Genomic DNA, 14,420 nt, shown 5'->3' on the forward strand with positions numbered 1-14,420 from the left:
AATTACGCGGTACCCAGCGGCCAATCGGACAGGACCGTAAAGTTGGACGTCGTATCGCTTTGGCGCAACAGCGCCAGGCGATCAACTGATACCGATTGAAAATCCAGCGCCACAAAACGCTTCTGCAAGGCAGTCAGAATTTTCGCGCGCGGCTCGGGGGAGAGAGAACCCGTCAGCGTCATATGAAAGCGAAAGTCCTCGAACACATAGGGATAGCCCCAGCGATCCAGGTGCATAACCTGCACGTCGGTTAGCGCGGACACGTTGCGCCGTTCGCGGTCCTCGGGTGTCAGCGGTGCGCGGAAGTCGTCGAAGGCCGTGACGCAATCAGCGGCAAGTTTTTGCAGGTCGGGGCAAGGGTCGCGCGGTACAATGGCGACGAAGCTCCCGATGGAGCGAACAACAGGCGTGATCCGGGGGATGACACGCGACTTGCGCGAAAATTCCTCCATGGCTCCGGCAAGCTCGTCTTCAGTCTTGCCGGAGCGGAGGTTTATGGGAGCCTTCAGCGTGGCGTGAAAGCCGTATTTGCGCGGATCGGCCGTGAGTTGTTTCCAGCCTTCGATTTCCGCTTCGATGCCGTCGGCGAAGGGCAGCGGCTTGCCTGTATACGCATCGTACCCGAGCAGGTCCGCGCCGAAGCGATAAAGTGCACCTTGCGCTGAAGGTACAAAGTAGATGGCGTAGCGGGGATATCGCGGCATGGAAGTCCTGAGTAACCGCTCGCTCAGGCCGGTTCAACCCTACGTAATGCGGGTATAGCCGACAAAATCCGCTCAGGTTCGGTGAGGTGAACCACGCGCCCGCCGGTCACTGCCGCGACCACGCGCGGCCTGAGCGGTTCCCGCGCATCGACGAGGATGACGTCGGCCCGCTTTCCGGCAGCGATCTGCCCGCGATCGTGCAAGCCTGTTGCGGCCGCAGGAGCACCGGAGATCAGCGCCCAAGCTTGCTGGAGTGGGAGGATGCTGTCCGCGGCCAGCAGGAAAGCCGCATGCAGGGGGGCCGGATAGTAATAGTCCGAGGCCAGAATAGAGCAGAGACCCTTGCTCACCATATCCGCTGCGCTGGTCCACCCTGTATGGCTGCCGCCACGCACAACATTCGGCGCACCAAACACCGTGAAATCGCCGCTCTCGATGGCCGAGCGCGCCGTCTCTTCGTTGATCGGGAATTCCGCGATATCGATGCCCAGCTCGCGGAAGCCATAGCGCTGCTCCGGTGATTCATCATCGTGCGACAGTAATGGAACGCCATGGTCCCGGGCGATCGAGGCGAGCCTTGCAATCGAGGCTGGAACGTCGCCCGCCCTGGCCATCACCCGCTCGACCAGTTTGTCGAATTCGCTTTCGCTGAGCCCGGAGCGCTCCACCATGCGAGCGCGCTTCTTCGGATTGCTCATCGACGCGGCGGTCATATGCATATGGTCATTGAAGGCAAGCAGGTCGACGCGTCCGGCGGCCAGCCATTCGGCGATGGTGGGCTCGGCGTCGAGGTTGAATGTCTCCTGCCGCAGATGAAAGCGCGTGTCGGCAGCAAGCCGAGGCTGCATGTCTTCGATGGCATTGAGCAGGCGGTGTGCGTTCTCGGTTCCGCGCAGGCCGGGCTCCCACGACCATGTGGTGGCATGGAAGACGGTGGTGATGCCGTTCGCAATCGCCTGACGGTCGCTGTCGACCAATGCCATATCGATCGGAAAATCGACGCCGGGACGGGGCATCATCTGGCGTTCAAAAGCGTCGCCGTGCATATCGACGATACCGGGCAGAGCGATCAGGCCATCGCTGTTGAGGCGGACGGAAGCCGATCCGCTGCGGGACGAGACTTCCGCAATCCTCCCATCTGCAACATGAATGGATGCATCGATGAGATCGCTTCCGATCAGTGCTTCGCCGCCTTCAATCAGTACATCCATCATGTGCCAACTGCCTTCAATGTTTGATCCACTGATGCGACGCATCGGTATTTCTCGACAAAGCCTTCAACCGGGAGATTTCTGAAATCGGGCAACGCGGTCCTCAACCGTTCGTGCGGCCAATCCCACCATGACAGCGCTATCAGTTCATCCGCGATACGTTCTGAAAATCGCCGCCGGATCGGCTTTGCCGGGTTTCCGCCAACGATCGTATAAGCCGGGACATCCTTGGTGACGACGGCTCCGGCCGCGATCACAGCTCCGGTGCCGATGTTCCGGCCCGGCAGTACAATGGCGCCGTGTCCGATCCAGACATCGTGACCGAACGCCACGTGATGACCGCGCCGCCAGGCAAAGAATTCTGACTCATCGGATTCGCCGGGGAAATAGGCGCTGGCGCGATAAGAAAAGTGCGCCTGCGATGCGCGATGCATTGGATGATTGCCGGGGTTGATCCTCGTCATCGCCGCGATAGAGCAAAACTTTCCAATGGTGGCGTACGCGATCTGACTGTCATTCACGACGTAGGAATAGTCGCCGAGCGTGACCTCGTGCAGAACGGTACGGGCGCCAATCTCGCAATAGGCTCCAGCGCTGCTGTCATGCAGCCGCGCAGTCGGATCGATGAGGGGGACAGCGGATAATATCTTGCCGGCCATGAATGAAGTTCTCGATACGGGTGTTGCGCGCGGCGATGTTCGGTGCACTTGGCGAGGACAACATCTCTTCATGACGTTTCGTGACGACATCGTGAAAGTTGGATGACATTGGCTTTTCGTCACAGCATTTTCTATTTCCGGGTAGAGCGTCTGCCACAGGCGTGAATGTCACACAACTGTAGGAAACCCACGCTAGCGAGGTGAGAGGATATTCAGACGGAGTCGGCGCATGCTTGAGGTGGACGGATTAACGTGCCGGTTTGGCGCGAAGACGGCCGTCGATAATGCCTCTTTCTCGATTGAACCGGGATGCTTCGTTGGCGTGATCGGTCGTTCAGGAGCCGGAAAATCGACGCTGCTGCGTATGATCAATCGGCTGGAGAAGCCGACCGGCGGGCGCATTCTGTTCGAGGGCGTTGATGTAACCGCCCTGCAGGGACGCGATTTGCGTCGCTGGCGTGCACGCTCGGCGATGATCTTCCAGCAGTTCAACCTGGTTGGGCGGCTGGATGTTCTGACCAATGTTCTGATGGGGCGGCTTGCGGGCGTGCCGCAGTGGCGGTCGCTGATCCAGCTCTGGCCGGAGGATGACAAGGCCATTGCGATTTCCGCGCTCGAGCAGTTTGACATGATGCCGATGGCCGCGCAGCGCGCCGATCAGCTTTCCGGCGGTCAGCAGCAGCGCGTGGCGATCGCCCGTGCACTGGTCCAGCAACCCGACATTATTCTGGCGGACGAGCCGATCGCGTCGCTTGATCCGCGCAACACGCGGATCGTGATGGACGCGCTGCTGCGCATCAACAAGCATTTCGGTATCACCGTAATATGTAATCTCCACTCGCTCGATCTGGCGCGGACATATTGTGATCGCCTGATTGGCATGTCTGCGGGCCGCGTGGTCTTTGATGGCGCTCCTGCCGCGCTCACAGATACGATCGCGCGCGAGCTCTACGACCTTGAGGCCGGCGAGGTGATGGATGAGGCTCCGAACTTTGCGCCTGGAACACTGGCGCCGGCTTTCCCGGCCGCCGCTGTTGCATGAGCGTGCCAGTGTCGTGAAGCAGTCTTCGGACTGCGTCATGATTTGAGTCACCGAATTCGACCCTGAACCCCTTCGATAATCGACCACACAGAGGATACCATGATCAATCGCCGTATCGTCATTGCGGGCGCCGCCGCGCTCGCCCTCAGCGCCACAGCAGCGTCTGCTCAGGACTGGAAGACCAAGTATCCTGAGCTGACGTTCGCCGTTGTGCCAGCCGAGAACGCATCGGGCGTGACGGAGCGCTGGGCGCCATTCATTTCCTATCTGAGCAAGGAACTCGGCGTTAAAGTGAATCTCCGTATCGCCAACGACTACGCGGCGGTGATTGAGGGGCAGCGAACCGGAACTATCCACATTGCGAGTTACGGCTCGGCATCGTTTGCTCGCGCGCGTCTGACCGGGGTGCATACCGATGCGTTCGCCCATGATCGCAACATCGACGGCACTACCGGCTATTACTCCATGTTCTTCGTTCTGGCTAAGGGCCCTTACAAGAGCATCGACGATCTGAAGGGAAAGAATCTCGGTCTGGTCGATCCGAATTCCACTTCCGGCAACAACGTTCCGCGCTTTGAGCTGAACAAGATGCAGATCACCGATGCGGAATCATATTTCGGCAAGGTGGTGTTCACCGGCAGTCACGAGAATGCGCTCCTGGCGCTCTCGCAAGGGACCGTCGATGTTGCCGCCAACCAGTGGACGGCCGATAACGACTCGACCCTTGCACAAATGCTGACCAAAGGCATGCTCAAGAATGCAGACGGTTCGGCGATGAAGAAGGAAGATTTCCGCATCGTTCACAAGTCGGCACCTATTCTGAACGGCCCATACGCCGTTCTGACCGACATGCCGGCCGATCTGAAGGCAGGCATCGAGAAGGCCTTCTTTGAAGCTCCCACCAAGGACAAGGTGGCTTTTGATCGGCTGTCCGACGGACAGAAGAAGGACTTTGCGCCGGCCACCACCAAGGATTGGGATGGCATGATCGAACTGATCAAGTTCGTCGACAGCCTTCGCAAAAAGAAGGCATCCTGACTGACGAAGGGCCGGGCGGACCTACCTGTTCGGCCCTTCCTCTTTCGCTCATAGAGCGGTTTTGTTTTGACAATCAGTCTTTCCAGCTATCCGCCCCAGCAGATCGCGGCGCTCCAGGCCGCGTATAATGCAGCTATTTCACGCAAGCGTCTGCGCTTCGCAGCGGGCCTTGTTGTATTCGTCGCATTGCTGATCGTCGCAGGATTTGGCGCCGAGGTGGCGCCGAAAGTTTTTGTGGAGAAGATCGGGAACTTTGTTGGTTACTTCGACCGCATTCTGAATCTTGACACGGGCAAACGCGTCTGGACCGATCCCGCCGAATGGTTCTGGGGCTGGCAGAAATGGCTGAAGCTGCTCGCGGAAACGCTGCTGCTGAGCTATGTCGGCACCACTATCGGCGCGTTCGGCGCATTTGGGCTCAACTTTTTCGCCGCCGCCAACCTGTCGCCGAATCCGGTTCTGAGGTTCGTCGTGCGGAGGTTGCTGGAGTTTTGCCGCACGGTTCCAAGTATCGTATTTGCGCTCATTTTCGTGATTGCCTTTGGCCTCGGCCCGATGGCGGGTGTGCTGGCCATTGCGATTCATTCGATCGGTGCGCTGGGCAAGCTTTATTCGGAGCAGGCTGAAAATATCGACATGAAACCGCTCGAAGGTGTCCGCTCCACCGGTGCGAGCTGGTTGTCTGCGGTCCGCTTCGCGGTCCTACCGCAGGTGATGCCAGGATTTGCGAGCTACACATTGCTGCGGTTCGAGATCAATGTACGCGAAGCGTCAGTGATGGGCTTCGTCGGCGCGGGCGGTATCGGCCAGGAACTGGTCGTGGCGGTGCGCAAGTTCTTCTACTCCGACGTCAGCGCGATTTTGATCATGATCATCATCACGGTGTTTATTATCGATATCTGCACCGGCTGGTTGCGCGGGAGGCTTTTCGGATCGGATCAGCGCGCATGACACCCGAAACCCGAGATCCGAAGGAGCTTGCGATTCAGTATCCGGACCTTTTCCGGGGATCGCACGCTGTCCGCCTGAAGACCCTCGCTGTCGCGCTGGCCGCGATTGCGCTGTTTTTCTTCGGCTGCTGGTATCTCGAATTTTCGGTTGACCGTCTCGTGACCGGTTTCAGGCAACTCGGCTGGTTCATCACCCTGATGATTCCACCCGATCCCGGCACATCGTTCCCGACCTATTTGGTGGCGATGGGGGAAACGCTCTCCATCGCTTTTCTGGGTACACTGCTGGCTGCGGTGCTGGCGCTTCCAGTGAGCCTGCTTGCGGCGCGAAACATCATTCCGTCGGTTTTCCTTCGTTTTCCCGTACGGCGTTTCCTGGATTCGATCCGGGGCGTAGATACACTGATCTGGGCGCTGGTATGGATCAATGTTGTGGGGCTCGGACCGTTTGCCGGTGTGTTGGCAATCGCGACCTCGGATTTCGGCGCGTTTGGAAAGCTTTTCTCCGAGGCTATTGAAGGGGCGGACCGCAAGCAGGTCGAAGGTATCCGCGCGGCAGGCGGAAATAAGCTTCAGGAGATTCGCTTCGGCCTGATGCCGCAGGTTCTTCCGGTGCTTGCGGGACAAATCCTCTACTTCATCGAATCCAACACGCGCTCGGCCACCATCATCGGCATCGTCGGTGCAGGTGGCATCGGACTGCAACTGGCCGAGCAGATCCGCGTACTGGAATGGCAGAAGGTTTCGACCCTGATCCTGATGATCCTGGTGGCGGTCGCGGTGATTGACTTGATTTCAAGCCGGCTGCGCTTTGCCATTATTGGCCGGGCAGGCGAAGTACGGGCCTGATTTCTTCAGCTATTGATTTTCGATGACGAACTGAACCCGCTCGGCGGCAAAGCGCGAACGTGAGGTAAGCAGCGGCCTTCCGTCCGGTTCTCCATCGAGGCTGTCTACCACCAGTACGGGACGACCTAGCGCGAGGTCGAGCCGCGCGGCATCGCCGGCCTCTGCGACCGCGGCAGTGATCTTGGTCCAGTCGCGCCGGTAGTCCCGCACACCGAAGTGAGCCACCAGCTTGGTGGTTGATCGCAGTTTCTCGTAGATTTCCGCGCCGCCGGGGAAGCGGTCCGCGCTCATCCACTTCGTCCCAACACAAATCGGAATCCGGTCCGCAGTACGCAGAGCATCGATGCGCAGCAGCGGGGCGCCGGTCTTGAGGCCGAGGCGCTTCGCCAAATCCTGCGATGCAGCTTCGATCGATGAATGCAGCAGCTTTCCGTCGGCTTCATGCCCGTCAGCGCCGACGATTTCCGAGAAGCGCGTTCGCGAGCGCAGCGGATAGGCGATGCGCGGGGCTTCCACATATGTGCCGCTGCCGCGCTCTGCGCGGACCAGGCCGCGTTCGGCTAGTGCTGCCAGCGCACGCCGCACCGTATGACGGTTGACGCGATGGATTTCCGCAATCTCCAGTTCACCGGGAAGGCGCGTATCGCGGGCATAGGTTCCGTCCGCAATGGCCTGCTCGATAGAATCCGCTACGCGGCGCCAGAGTGCGACACCTGTCGTTGGCTCTCCGGACAAACTCATGAACGTATCCGCGTCTTTCGACGGCTAGTTCCGGACGCTGTGAAAATCATGTCGATGTCACCAGTTTGTCATGGCGCTGCGTTACGAAGTTGTCTACTAACATAGACAACTTGGAGTCGGCAAGCCGGACATGACAGAACCGCCAGTCACATCAGAAACCAGTCGTCGCGCCGCGATGTCAGTGCTGGCGCATACGCCAACAGAGCGGATTTTGTCCTCTCTCGAAGCATTCGATGTCCCGCCGCACGAGGCTGTCCGGCAACCCGAGAGCGGTCTTGTCATGATCCGGGGGCGGATCGGCGGCGACGGTGCCCCGTTTAATCTCGGCGAGGCGAGCGTTTGCCGCGCCGCGGTGCGGCTGGCCTCGGGCGAACTTGGCTTTGGTTATGTGCTGGGACGGGATGGCGAAAAGGCGAGGCTGGTCGCTCTGTGCGATGCGCTGATCCAGAACCCTGGATTCAAGGCCGAGGTCGAACAGAATATCATCGCGCCGTTGCGTCGCGAACTCGAAGACGCCCGATCCCGTCAGGCGGCGGAGACAGCGGCGACGCGGGTCGATTTCTACACTCTGGTCAGAGGTGAGGGATGACGATGACACTTCATGCCAGTCTCGGATCGGGTGGTGGCTTTGCCGATCCGGTGCAGTCGTCGCAGTCGGTGTTTCGCGGTGTGATGGATGCGCTGGCGCGTCCCGGTTCAGTTCACACGATCGCCGAACCTGTCCATACGCCATCTCCAATGATGTCAGGTACGGCTGCTATTGCGCTGGCTTTGTTCGATCATGACACGCCGATCTGGATGGACGATCGCTTCTCTGCCGAGCTCGAAATTGATGCGTGGCTGCGGTTTCACACCGGTGCGCCACTGACACGTGATGCATCTTACGCAAGCTTTGCATTGATTCACGGTGGCGTAACATTGCCGGACTTTGAAACCTTTGCGCTCGGAACGCCGGAATACCCGGATCGCTCGACCACACTGGTGGTTCAGGTCGATTCGCTCACCGAAGGACCGGAACTGGTGCTGAATGGTCCCGGTATTCGTGGCTCGGCCACATTGCGCGCGGGGGCGCTGCCTTCGGGCTTTCCCGGACGGATGCGAGCCAACCGCGCACTGTTTCCGCGGGGTGTCGATCTGCTGCTGGTTTGCGGATCGGAACTGGTGGCGATGCCGCGTAGCACGATCGTTGCTGTGAAGGAGGTCTGATCCATGTACGTTGCTGTTAAAGGCGGCGAACGCGCGATTGAGAATGCTCATCGGCTGCTTGCGCATGAGCGGCGTGGCGATCCCGCTGTCCCTGATCTTTCGTTAGGACAGATTTCCGGACAGCTCACGCTGGCGGTCGATCGTGTCATGACCGAAGGTTCACTTTATGACCGCGAACTTGCCGCGCTGGCGATCAAGCAGGCGCGAGGCGACATGATCGAAGCGATCTTTCTGCTCCGTGCATTCCGCGCGACGTTGCCGCGCTTTGGTGCGACCGAACCGCTCGATACCGCAAACATGCAGGTGCGACGCCGTATTTCTTCGACATTCAAGGATGTGCCCGGCGGGCAGATTCTTGGGCCGACATTTGACTATACTCATCGGCTGCTCGATCCATCACTCACCGAAGGCGCGACCATCCCGGAACCAGCACTGGGTGACGTTGACGAGGCGCCAATGCCGCGCGTGACCGATATTCTCGGCGCAGACGGTCTGATCGAGCCTTCACCCGAGGCAAATACCGACCAACCTGTCGGAGACCTGACCCGTGAGCCGCTGAGCTTTCCAGCGGATCGCGACCTGCGCTTGCAAAACCTGGCGAGAGGCGACGAGGGCTTTCTGCTGGCCTTGGGCTATTCGACCCAGCGCGGTTTTGGCCGGACGCATCCATTCGCAGGCGAGATTCGCTTCGGTGAGGTTGAGGTCGAGTTCGTCGCGGAAGATGCCGGCTTCGCGGTGCCGCTCGGGTCGATCACGCTGACCGAATGCCAGATGGTCAATCAGTTCAAGGGCGCGGCCACGCAAGCACCGTGCTTCACCCGCGGCTACGGCCTTGCCTTTGGGCAGAGCGAACGCAAGACCATGTCGATGGCGCTGGTGGACCGTTCGTTGCGTGCGCGCGAGCTGGGCGAAGAATCGCGCTCGCCCGCGCAGGATGAGGAGTTCGTGATGTCGCATTCCGACAACGTGCAGGCGACGGGATTCGTCGAGCACTTGAAACTCCCGCACTATGTGGATTTCCAGTCCGAACTCGGCTTGCTGCGGAAGCTGCGCAAGGAATTCGAGGCCGCGCGGGGGAGTGACGTTTCGCTCGCGGAGGCCGCCGAATGAACGCGCCCGTTTACAACTTCGCTTATCTCGACGAGCAAACAAAACGGATGATCCGCCGCGCCATCCTTAAGGCCATTGCCATTCCGGGCTATCAGGTGCCGTTCGCCAGCCGCGAGATGCCGATGCCGTATGGCTGGGGCACCGGTGGCGTGCAGGTGACAGCTGCCATCCTCGGACAGGGCGATACGCTGAAAGTGATCGATCAGGGGTCCGACGACACGACCAATGCGATCTCGATCCGAAAATTCTTTGAGAAAACAGCGAACGTTAAGACCACCACGGTGACCTCGGACGCAACCGTGATCCAGACGCGTCACCGTATTCCGGAGACGGCGCTCAATGACAATCAGGTTCTGGTCTACCAGGTGCCGATTCCGGAACCGTTACGGTTTCTCGAACCGCGCGAGACCGAAACGCGGCGCATGCACGCGCTTGGGGAGTACGGCTTGATGCACGTCAAGCTGTATGAAGACATCGCGCGCCACGGCCACATCGCTACAACCTATGCCTATCCGGTGAAGGTCAACGAGCGATATGTGATGGATCCATCGCCGACGCCGAAGTTCGACAATCCGAAAATGGATGACTGTGAGGCTTTGCAATTGTTTGGTGCCGGACGCGAGAAGCGCATCTATGCGATTCCGCCGCATACCAAAGTCACATCGCTCGATTTCGAGGATCATCCGTTCGAAACCTACCGTTTCGACGCGCCTTGCGCATTGTGCGGATCGAAGACGTCCTATCTCGATGAAGTCGTGGTCGACGATAAGGGCGGCCGGATGTTCGTGTGTTCCGATACGGACTATTGCGAAACACGCCGCGCGGATGGCCATAAGGGTGCCGGTTTCGGCGCCGACCATCGGGGGATGTGATGCGCGACAACGATCAGCCGCTGCTTGTCTGTGAAGGCCTGAGCAAGTCCTACGGCCGGCATATTGGCTGCAAGGACGTTTCATTCCAGCTCTACCCCGGCGAAGTGCTCGCAATTGTCGGCGAGTCCGGTTCGGGGAAATCCACGTTGTTGCAGATGCTGTCGACGCAGCTTCAACCTAGCAAGGGCCGTGTGTCGTATCGCATGCGTGACGGGATCACCCGCGATCTCGCGACGCTGGGTGAGGCGGAGCGGCGCTTTCTGTTTCGCACCGACTGGGGCTATGTCCATCAGGACCCGGCGATGGGTTTGCGGATGGCTGTATCGGCAGGCGCCAATGTCGGCGAACGGCTCATGGCGGTAGGCTGGGGTCATTACGGTAAAATTCGTGAGACGTCGTCGTCTTGGCTGGAGCGTGTCGAAATCTCGACCGATCGGATCGATGACGCGCCCAAGACTTATTCCGGCGGCATGCGCCAGCGGCTTCAGATCGCGCGCAACCTGGTTACCGAGCCGCGCCTCGTCTTCATGGATGAGCCGACGGGAGGGCTTGATGTCTCAGTTCAGGCGCGCCTGCTCGATTTGGTGCGCGGACTGGTCAACGAACTGGGGCTCGCGGTCGTTATTGTGACGCATGATCTCGCGGTGGCTCGGCTGTTGTCGCATCGGGTCATGGTGATGAAGGGTGGCGAGGTGATCGAGACGGGCCTGACCGATCAGGTGCTTGACGATCCGCATGAGCCCTACACCCAGCTCCTTGTTTCCTCGATCCTGCCGGCATGAGGGTCCTATGTCTCCGATGATTGAGATATCAAACGCGAGCAAGACATTTACGATGCATCTGCAAAACGGTGTGCGGCTGCCGGTTGTGTCCGGCGTGTCCATGCAGGTTAGTGCCGGAGAGTGTGTCGTACTTTCTGGCCCATCGGGTGCCGGAAAATCGTCTATCCTGAAAATGATTTTCGGCAACTATCGTTGCGATCAAGGCCGCATCTCGGTACGCCATAATGAGACGATGATTGATGTCGCGACGGCTCAGCCGCGGGATATTCTGCGGGTCCGCAGGCAGACTATCGGCTATGTGAGTCAGTTCCTGCGCGCGGTGCCCCGGGTTGCAACCCTCGACGTTGTTGCCGAACCGCTCGTCGCGCATGGTGTCGCTCGTGACGAAGCCTGTGCGCGGGCGGGAAAGCTACTGCGTCGACTCAATATCGCGGAACGGCTCTGGACCCTGCCGCCGTCAACTTTCTCCGGCGGAGAACAGCAGCGCGTCAACATTGCACGCGGCTTCATCTCCGATATGCCGATCCTGTTGCTGGATGAGCCGACGGCTTCGCTCGACGGTGTCAATCGCAAGATTGTCGTCGATCTGGTTGCTGAAAAGAAAATACGCGGTGTGGCGCTGGTCGCCATCGTCCACGACGACGAAGTCCGAAATCTGATTGCCGATCGAATTATCGACGTCACGTCGTTCGCGGCGGCAGCGTAAGAGGAAAAGAATGGTCTCCGAACGGAATGAAGGTGTCCTTGGTAATGCGCGCGTGGTCCTGAAGGACCGGGTCATCGAACAGGGCTGGGTTGCGATTGTTGGTGGGAAAATCGCCGAGGTTGGCGAGGGTGACGCGCCCAGGGGTAGCGAGGACATGGGTGGCGATCTTTTGATGCCCGGGCTGATCGAATTGCATACCGATCACCTGGAGGCGCACTACGTCCCGCGGCCCAAGGTGTTCTGGGACCCGGTGGCGGCAGTGGTGTCTTATGATGGACAGCTAGCAACCAGCGGTATCACAACGGTTCTGGATTCCTTGCGCGTCTGGCGCGAGGAGGGCGCTGAGGACGTGGACGGTCAGGCCGGCGTTCTGGCCGGGGCTATTTCCTCGGCGCGAGAGGCGAAACTGCTGCGGGCCGAGCATTTCCTGCATCTGCGCTGTGAAATTCCGATGCCAAGCGTTGTCGAGGAAGCGAAGGAACTGGTTGGCCGGCCGGACGTGCGGCTCATGTCGCTGATGGATCACACGCCCGGCCAGCGCCAGTTCCGCGATGAGGGTAAACTGCGCGACTACTATCGCGGCAAGAGTGGCGGCCTGACGGATGCGGAACTCGATGTGATGTTTGAGCGCCGTTTTGTCTATCAAAAGACCTACGGCGAAACGAATATGCGCGCCATCGTCGCGCTCGCACAGAGCTACGGGATACCGCTCGCCAGCCATGACGACACCACCGAGGAAAATGTCATCGACGCCATCCGCGATCGGGTGTCGGTCGCCGAATTCCCAACCACCATGGAGGCGGCGAGGGGGCTTCATCAGGCGGGTATCGCCGTCTTAATGGGGGCGCCCAACGTCGTGCGCGGCGGTTCTCACTCGGGAAATATTGCCGCGATCGATCTCGCCCGCGAAGGACTGCTCGACATCATGTCGTCCGACTATATCCCCTCAAGCCTGCTGATGGCAGCGATGCAACTGCCGAAACATGTGCCGGCGATCGATCTGGCGGCGGCGGTGCGAACCGTTACCAAAACAGCAGCCGAAGCTGTTGGGCTTGCCGACCGGGGTGAAATCGTTGCCGGCAAACGCGCCGATCTGATCCGCGTGCATCTTGCACAGGATCTGCCGGTGGTGCGCAGCGTGTGGCGCGAAGGACATCGCGTAGCATGACCGACATCGCGACACTGTCCGTGCCAGGCACGGATTTGATCGGACCGGGCCGGCTGGTTCTGATCGTAGGGCCCAGCGGAGCGGGCAAGGATACGTTGATCGGGCTGGCGCAAGCTGCCTGTGCGGGCGACTCCAATGTCGTCTTTCCGCAACGGATTGTGACGCGCGAGGCGTCGTCCTTCGAAAACAACGAAGCAGTCAGCCCGATGCGGTTCGGCCAGATGCTTGCACACGGCGACTTCGCCTTCCAGTGGGAAGCGCATGGCTTGCGCTATGGCGTGCCGCGCTCGATCGTGGATGACATCCGGGCCGGACATGCCGTCGTCGTGAACGCGTCTCGCACCATTGTCGAGTTTGCGCGCAGATCGTATGCCAACGTCACGGTGGTCTCGGTGACGGCTCCACCGGAGATACTTGCACAACGTCTTGCCGCGCGCGCACGGTCCAGCGACGGCCAACTCGACGGCAGGCTCCGCAGGGCGGTTGCTGCCCCGGCGGCTGATGTCGTGATCAACAATATCGGCCGCGCGGAGGACCATGCAGCCGAACTGTTGAAAGCCATCGGCCGTACCTGAGACCGTGTTGCAGCGGCCGCAGAGCCCTAGGCCATCGTGCCGGCATAACGCGGTAATTCCGCGGACTTGTCCGGTTTAAGCACGCCCATCACGGCGCGCGCGTGTCCGAGGCTGATAACCGCTATGTCGCGGGTGGGCTGGCCGGCGCGCGGCTGCGCTTTCTCGATCAGCAACAGGCCGCCTTCCTCGTAAATTTTGACACTGCCCACACCGGTCCAGAGCGTTTCGCGGGCATCGAAGAAATCTTCAACGCTCTCCGTTGTGAATGCGATCTGTTCGATCGCGAGTTTGTAGCCGAGGCGTTCGAAACGGCTGACGATGTCTGCATCGGACATTTTGATGCGTGTGCGGGGCAGGCTCAACTTGGGTTTCCTCCCTACGGGTCAATGCGGGAGAGCGCCGTTGCTCGGTCCAAAGGTGCATCGATCAGGGTGCTTGTGCAAAGAATCGCGCCGTTCATGGCGTCGTTGTTGGCCCTAGGTTCAAGCGGACAGGTATCCAAGTAAAGCCCATTGTTTGGAAAATTATCCGGCGTCGTGCGGGCGGAACGGAAATTGTTGCGTTGCACACTCTCGAGGTGCGGTCACAAACTTGTGCCGGAGGCTCCAGAAAATGGATGACACCACCCCGAATGTCCGTGTTAGCCTCGGAGTCGGCGGTGGCGCAAAGTCCCGCCCGGAATGGGAAGGAGACCAAGAAAATGGCCTGGAAGACTCCAAAGATTGTCGAAGTCCCAGTTGGTATGGAAATCAACATGTACGCCTGCGCGGCGCGGAAGTAAGCCGCGTACCGCTATCAGTCCAGTAG

Annotated in this window: 18 protein-coding genes; 13 read left to right on the forward strand and 5 right to left on the reverse strand. The window is 59.8% G+C overall.

Features of this window, described 5'->3' with window-relative positions; all coding sequences use genetic code 11:
- Positions 1-2: 2 nt before the first annotated feature.
- From I554_RS0119520 to I554_RS0119530, 3 genes are read right to left on the reverse strand one after another with little or no spacing between them, the layout of a single operon-like run.
- Positions 3-704, reverse strand: a complete 702-nt coding sequence (locus I554_RS0119520) for a DUF1045 domain-containing protein (protein WP_024574585.1) — start codon at positions 702-704, stop codon at positions 3-5.
- Positions 705-727: 23 nt separating this feature from the next.
- On the reverse strand, positions 728-1,918 hold the full coding sequence (locus tag I554_RS0119525; RefSeq protein ID WP_024574586.1) for an alpha-D-ribose 1-methylphosphonate 5-triphosphate diphosphatase: 1,191 nt from the start codon (positions 1,916-1,918) through the stop codon (positions 728-730).
- Positions 1,915-2,574 carry a chloramphenicol acetyltransferase gene (locus I554_RS0119530; RefSeq protein ID WP_024574587.1) on the reverse strand — a complete coding sequence of 220 codons (660 nt, stop codon included), beginning with the start codon at positions 2,572-2,574 and terminating at the stop codon, positions 1,915-1,917. Before I554_RS0119530 ends, I554_RS0119525 begins: the two co-directional genes overlap by 4 nt.
- Positions 2,575-2,803: 229 nt before the next feature.
- Here I554_RS0119530 and phnC point away from each other — a divergent pair, with 229 nt between their 5' ends.
- The 4 genes from phnC (at position 2,804) to phnE (I554_RS0119550) (ending at position 6,453) form a co-directional block, all read left to right on the forward strand.
- Positions 2,804-3,616, forward strand: a complete 813-nt coding sequence (phnC, locus tag I554_RS0119535) for a phosphonate ABC transporter ATP-binding protein (protein ID WP_024574588.1) — start codon at positions 2,804-2,806, stop codon at positions 3,614-3,616.
- A gap of 99 nt (positions 3,617-3,715) precedes the next feature.
- Complete coding sequence (gene phnD, locus I554_RS0119540; protein ID WP_024574589.1) at positions 3,716-4,654, forward strand: phosphonate ABC transporter substrate-binding protein; 939 nt, start codon at positions 3,716-3,718, stop codon at positions 4,652-4,654.
- Between the two features lie 66 nt (positions 4,655-4,720).
- Positions 4,721-5,605: a phosphonate ABC transporter, permease protein PhnE gene (gene phnE, locus I554_RS0119545; protein WP_024574590.1), complete on the forward strand. Its 885-nt coding sequence runs from the start codon at positions 4,721-4,723 to the stop codon at positions 5,603-5,605.
- On the forward strand, positions 5,602-6,453 hold the full coding sequence (gene phnE / locus I554_RS0119550; RefSeq protein ID WP_024574591.1) for a phosphonate ABC transporter, permease protein PhnE: 852 nt from the start codon (positions 5,602-5,604) through the stop codon (positions 6,451-6,453). The genes phnE (I554_RS0119545) and phnE (I554_RS0119550) overlap by 4 nt, the downstream gene beginning before the upstream one ends.
- A 9-nt stretch (positions 6,454-6,462) precedes the next feature.
- Here phnE (I554_RS0119550) and phnF read toward each other — a convergent pair whose 3' ends face one another.
- A complete protein-coding gene (gene phnF, locus I554_RS0119555) occupies positions 6,463-7,194 on the reverse strand; it encodes a phosphonate metabolism transcriptional regulator PhnF (protein WP_024574592.1) in 732 nt (243 codons plus the stop codon).
- A gap of 130 nt (positions 7,195-7,324) precedes the next feature.
- Between phnF and phnG the strand changes: the two genes are divergently transcribed.
- From phnG to phnN, 8 genes are read left to right on the forward strand one after another with little or no spacing between them, the layout of a single operon-like run.
- Positions 7,325-7,783: a phosphonate C-P lyase system protein PhnG gene (gene phnG / locus I554_RS0119560; RefSeq protein ID WP_024574593.1), complete on the forward strand. Its 459-nt coding sequence runs from the start codon at positions 7,325-7,327 to the stop codon at positions 7,781-7,783.
- Positions 7,780-8,400, forward strand: a complete 621-nt coding sequence (gene phnH, locus I554_RS0119565) for a phosphonate C-P lyase system protein PhnH (RefSeq protein WP_034462111.1) — start codon at positions 7,780-7,782, stop codon at positions 8,398-8,400. Before phnG ends, phnH begins: the two co-directional genes overlap by 4 nt.
- Positions 8,401-8,403: 3 nt before the next feature.
- The gene (locus tag I554_RS0119570; protein ID WP_024574595.1) at positions 8,404-9,510 is read left to right on the forward strand and encodes a carbon-phosphorus lyase complex subunit PhnI; all 1,107 of its coding nucleotides are present in this window, start codon (positions 8,404-8,406) and stop codon (positions 9,508-9,510) included.
- Positions 9,507-10,382 carry an alpha-D-ribose 1-methylphosphonate 5-phosphate C-P-lyase PhnJ gene (locus I554_RS0119575; RefSeq protein ID WP_024574596.1) on the forward strand — a complete coding sequence of 292 codons (876 nt, stop codon included), beginning with the start codon at positions 9,507-9,509 and terminating at the stop codon, positions 10,380-10,382. The genes I554_RS0119570 and I554_RS0119575 overlap by 4 nt, the downstream gene beginning before the upstream one ends.
- Positions 10,382-11,164, forward strand: a complete 783-nt coding sequence (gene phnK, locus I554_RS0119580) for a phosphonate C-P lyase system protein PhnK (protein WP_024574597.1) — start codon at positions 10,382-10,384, stop codon at positions 11,162-11,164. Before I554_RS0119575 ends, phnK begins: the two co-directional genes overlap by 1 nt.
- Positions 11,165-11,171: 7 nt before the next feature.
- Positions 11,172-11,870, forward strand: coding sequence for a phosphonate C-P lyase system protein PhnL (gene phnL / locus I554_RS0119585; protein WP_024574598.1), 699 nt, complete (start codon positions 11,172-11,174; stop codon positions 11,868-11,870).
- 10 nt (positions 11,871-11,880) lie between these two features.
- The gene (locus tag I554_RS0119590; RefSeq protein ID WP_024574599.1) at positions 11,881-13,038 is read left to right on the forward strand and encodes an alpha-D-ribose 1-methylphosphonate 5-triphosphate diphosphatase; all 1,158 of its coding nucleotides are present in this window, start codon (positions 11,881-11,883) and stop codon (positions 13,036-13,038) included.
- Positions 13,035-13,613, forward strand: a complete 579-nt coding sequence (gene phnN / locus I554_RS0119595; protein ID WP_024574600.1) for a phosphonate metabolism protein/1,5-bisphosphokinase (PRPP-forming) PhnN — start codon at positions 13,035-13,037, stop codon at positions 13,611-13,613. Before I554_RS0119590 ends, phnN begins: the two co-directional genes overlap by 4 nt.
- 26 nt (positions 13,614-13,639) lie before the next feature.
- Here phnN and I554_RS0119600 read toward each other — a convergent pair whose 3' ends face one another.
- On the reverse strand, positions 13,640-13,948 hold the full coding sequence (locus I554_RS0119600; RefSeq protein WP_024574601.1) for a hypothetical protein: 309 nt from the start codon (positions 13,946-13,948) through the stop codon (positions 13,640-13,642).
- Between the two features lie 365 nt (positions 13,949-14,313).
- Here I554_RS0119600 and pqqA point away from each other — a divergent pair, with 365 nt between their 5' ends.
- Positions 14,314-14,394 (forward strand): pyrroloquinoline quinone precursor peptide PqqA, encoded by an 81-nt coding sequence (gene pqqA, locus I554_RS25740; protein WP_009031067.1) that lies wholly within the window; start codon positions 14,314-14,316, stop codon positions 14,392-14,394.
- The last annotated feature ends 26 nt before the right edge of the window (positions 14,395-14,420 follow it).

Origin of the sequence: Afipia sp. OHSU_II-C1, from assembly GCF_000497575.1 — a bacterium.
Lineage (GTDB): Bacteria > Pseudomonadota > Alphaproteobacteria > Rhizobiales > Xanthobacteraceae > Afipia.

Coding starts and splice junctions, on each gene's coding strand:
- phnF (WP_024574592.1), bottom strand. CDS start 7,194: ATGAGTTTGTCCGGAGAGCCAACGACAGGTGTCGCACTCTGGCGCCGC.
- I554_RS0119530 (WP_024574587.1), bottom strand. CDS start 2,574: ATGGCCGGCAAGATATTATCCGCTGTCCCCCTCATCGATCCGACTGCG.
- I554_RS0119590 (WP_024574599.1), top strand. CDS start 11,881: ATGGTCTCCGAACGGAATGAAGGTGTCCTTGGTAATGCGCGCGTGGTC.
- phnE (WP_024574591.1), top strand. CDS start 5,602: ATGACACCCGAAACCCGAGATCCGAAGGAGCTTGCGATTCAGTATCCG.
- phnH (WP_034462111.1), top strand. CDS start 7,780: ATGACGATGACACTTCATGCCAGTCTCGGATCGGGTGGTGGCTTTGCC.
- phnG (WP_024574593.1), top strand. CDS start 7,325: ATGACAGAACCGCCAGTCACATCAGAAACCAGTCGTCGCGCCGCGATG.
- I554_RS0119520 (WP_024574585.1), bottom strand. CDS start 704: ATGCCGCGATATCCCCGCTACGCCATCTACTTTGTACCTTCAGCGCAA.
- I554_RS0119575 (WP_024574596.1), top strand. CDS start 9,507: ATGAACGCGCCCGTTTACAACTTCGCTTATCTCGACGAGCAAACAAAA.
- phnK (WP_024574597.1), top strand. CDS start 10,382: ATGCGCGACAACGATCAGCCGCTGCTTGTCTGTGAAGGCCTGAGCAAG.
- phnD (WP_024574589.1), top strand. CDS start 3,716: ATGATCAATCGCCGTATCGTCATTGCGGGCGCCGCCGCGCTCGCCCTC.
- phnC (WP_024574588.1), top strand. CDS start 2,804: ATGCTTGAGGTGGACGGATTAACGTGCCGGTTTGGCGCGAAGACGGCC.
- phnL (WP_024574598.1), top strand. CDS start 11,172: ATGTCTCCGATGATTGAGATATCAAACGCGAGCAAGACATTTACGATG.
- phnN (WP_024574600.1), top strand. CDS start 13,035: ATGACCGACATCGCGACACTGTCCGTGCCAGGCACGGATTTGATCGGA.
- pqqA (WP_009031067.1), top strand. CDS start 14,314: ATGGCCTGGAAGACTCCAAAGATTGTCGAAGTCCCAGTTGGTATGGAA.
- I554_RS0119570 (WP_024574595.1), top strand. CDS start 8,404: ATGTACGTTGCTGTTAAAGGCGGCGAACGCGCGATTGAGAATGCTCAT.
- I554_RS0119525 (WP_024574586.1), bottom strand. CDS start 1,918: ATGATGGATGTACTGATTGAAGGCGGCGAAGCACTGATCGGAAGCGAT.
- I554_RS0119600 (WP_024574601.1), bottom strand. CDS start 13,948: ATGTCCGATGCAGACATCGTCAGCCGTTTCGAACGCCTCGGCTACAAA.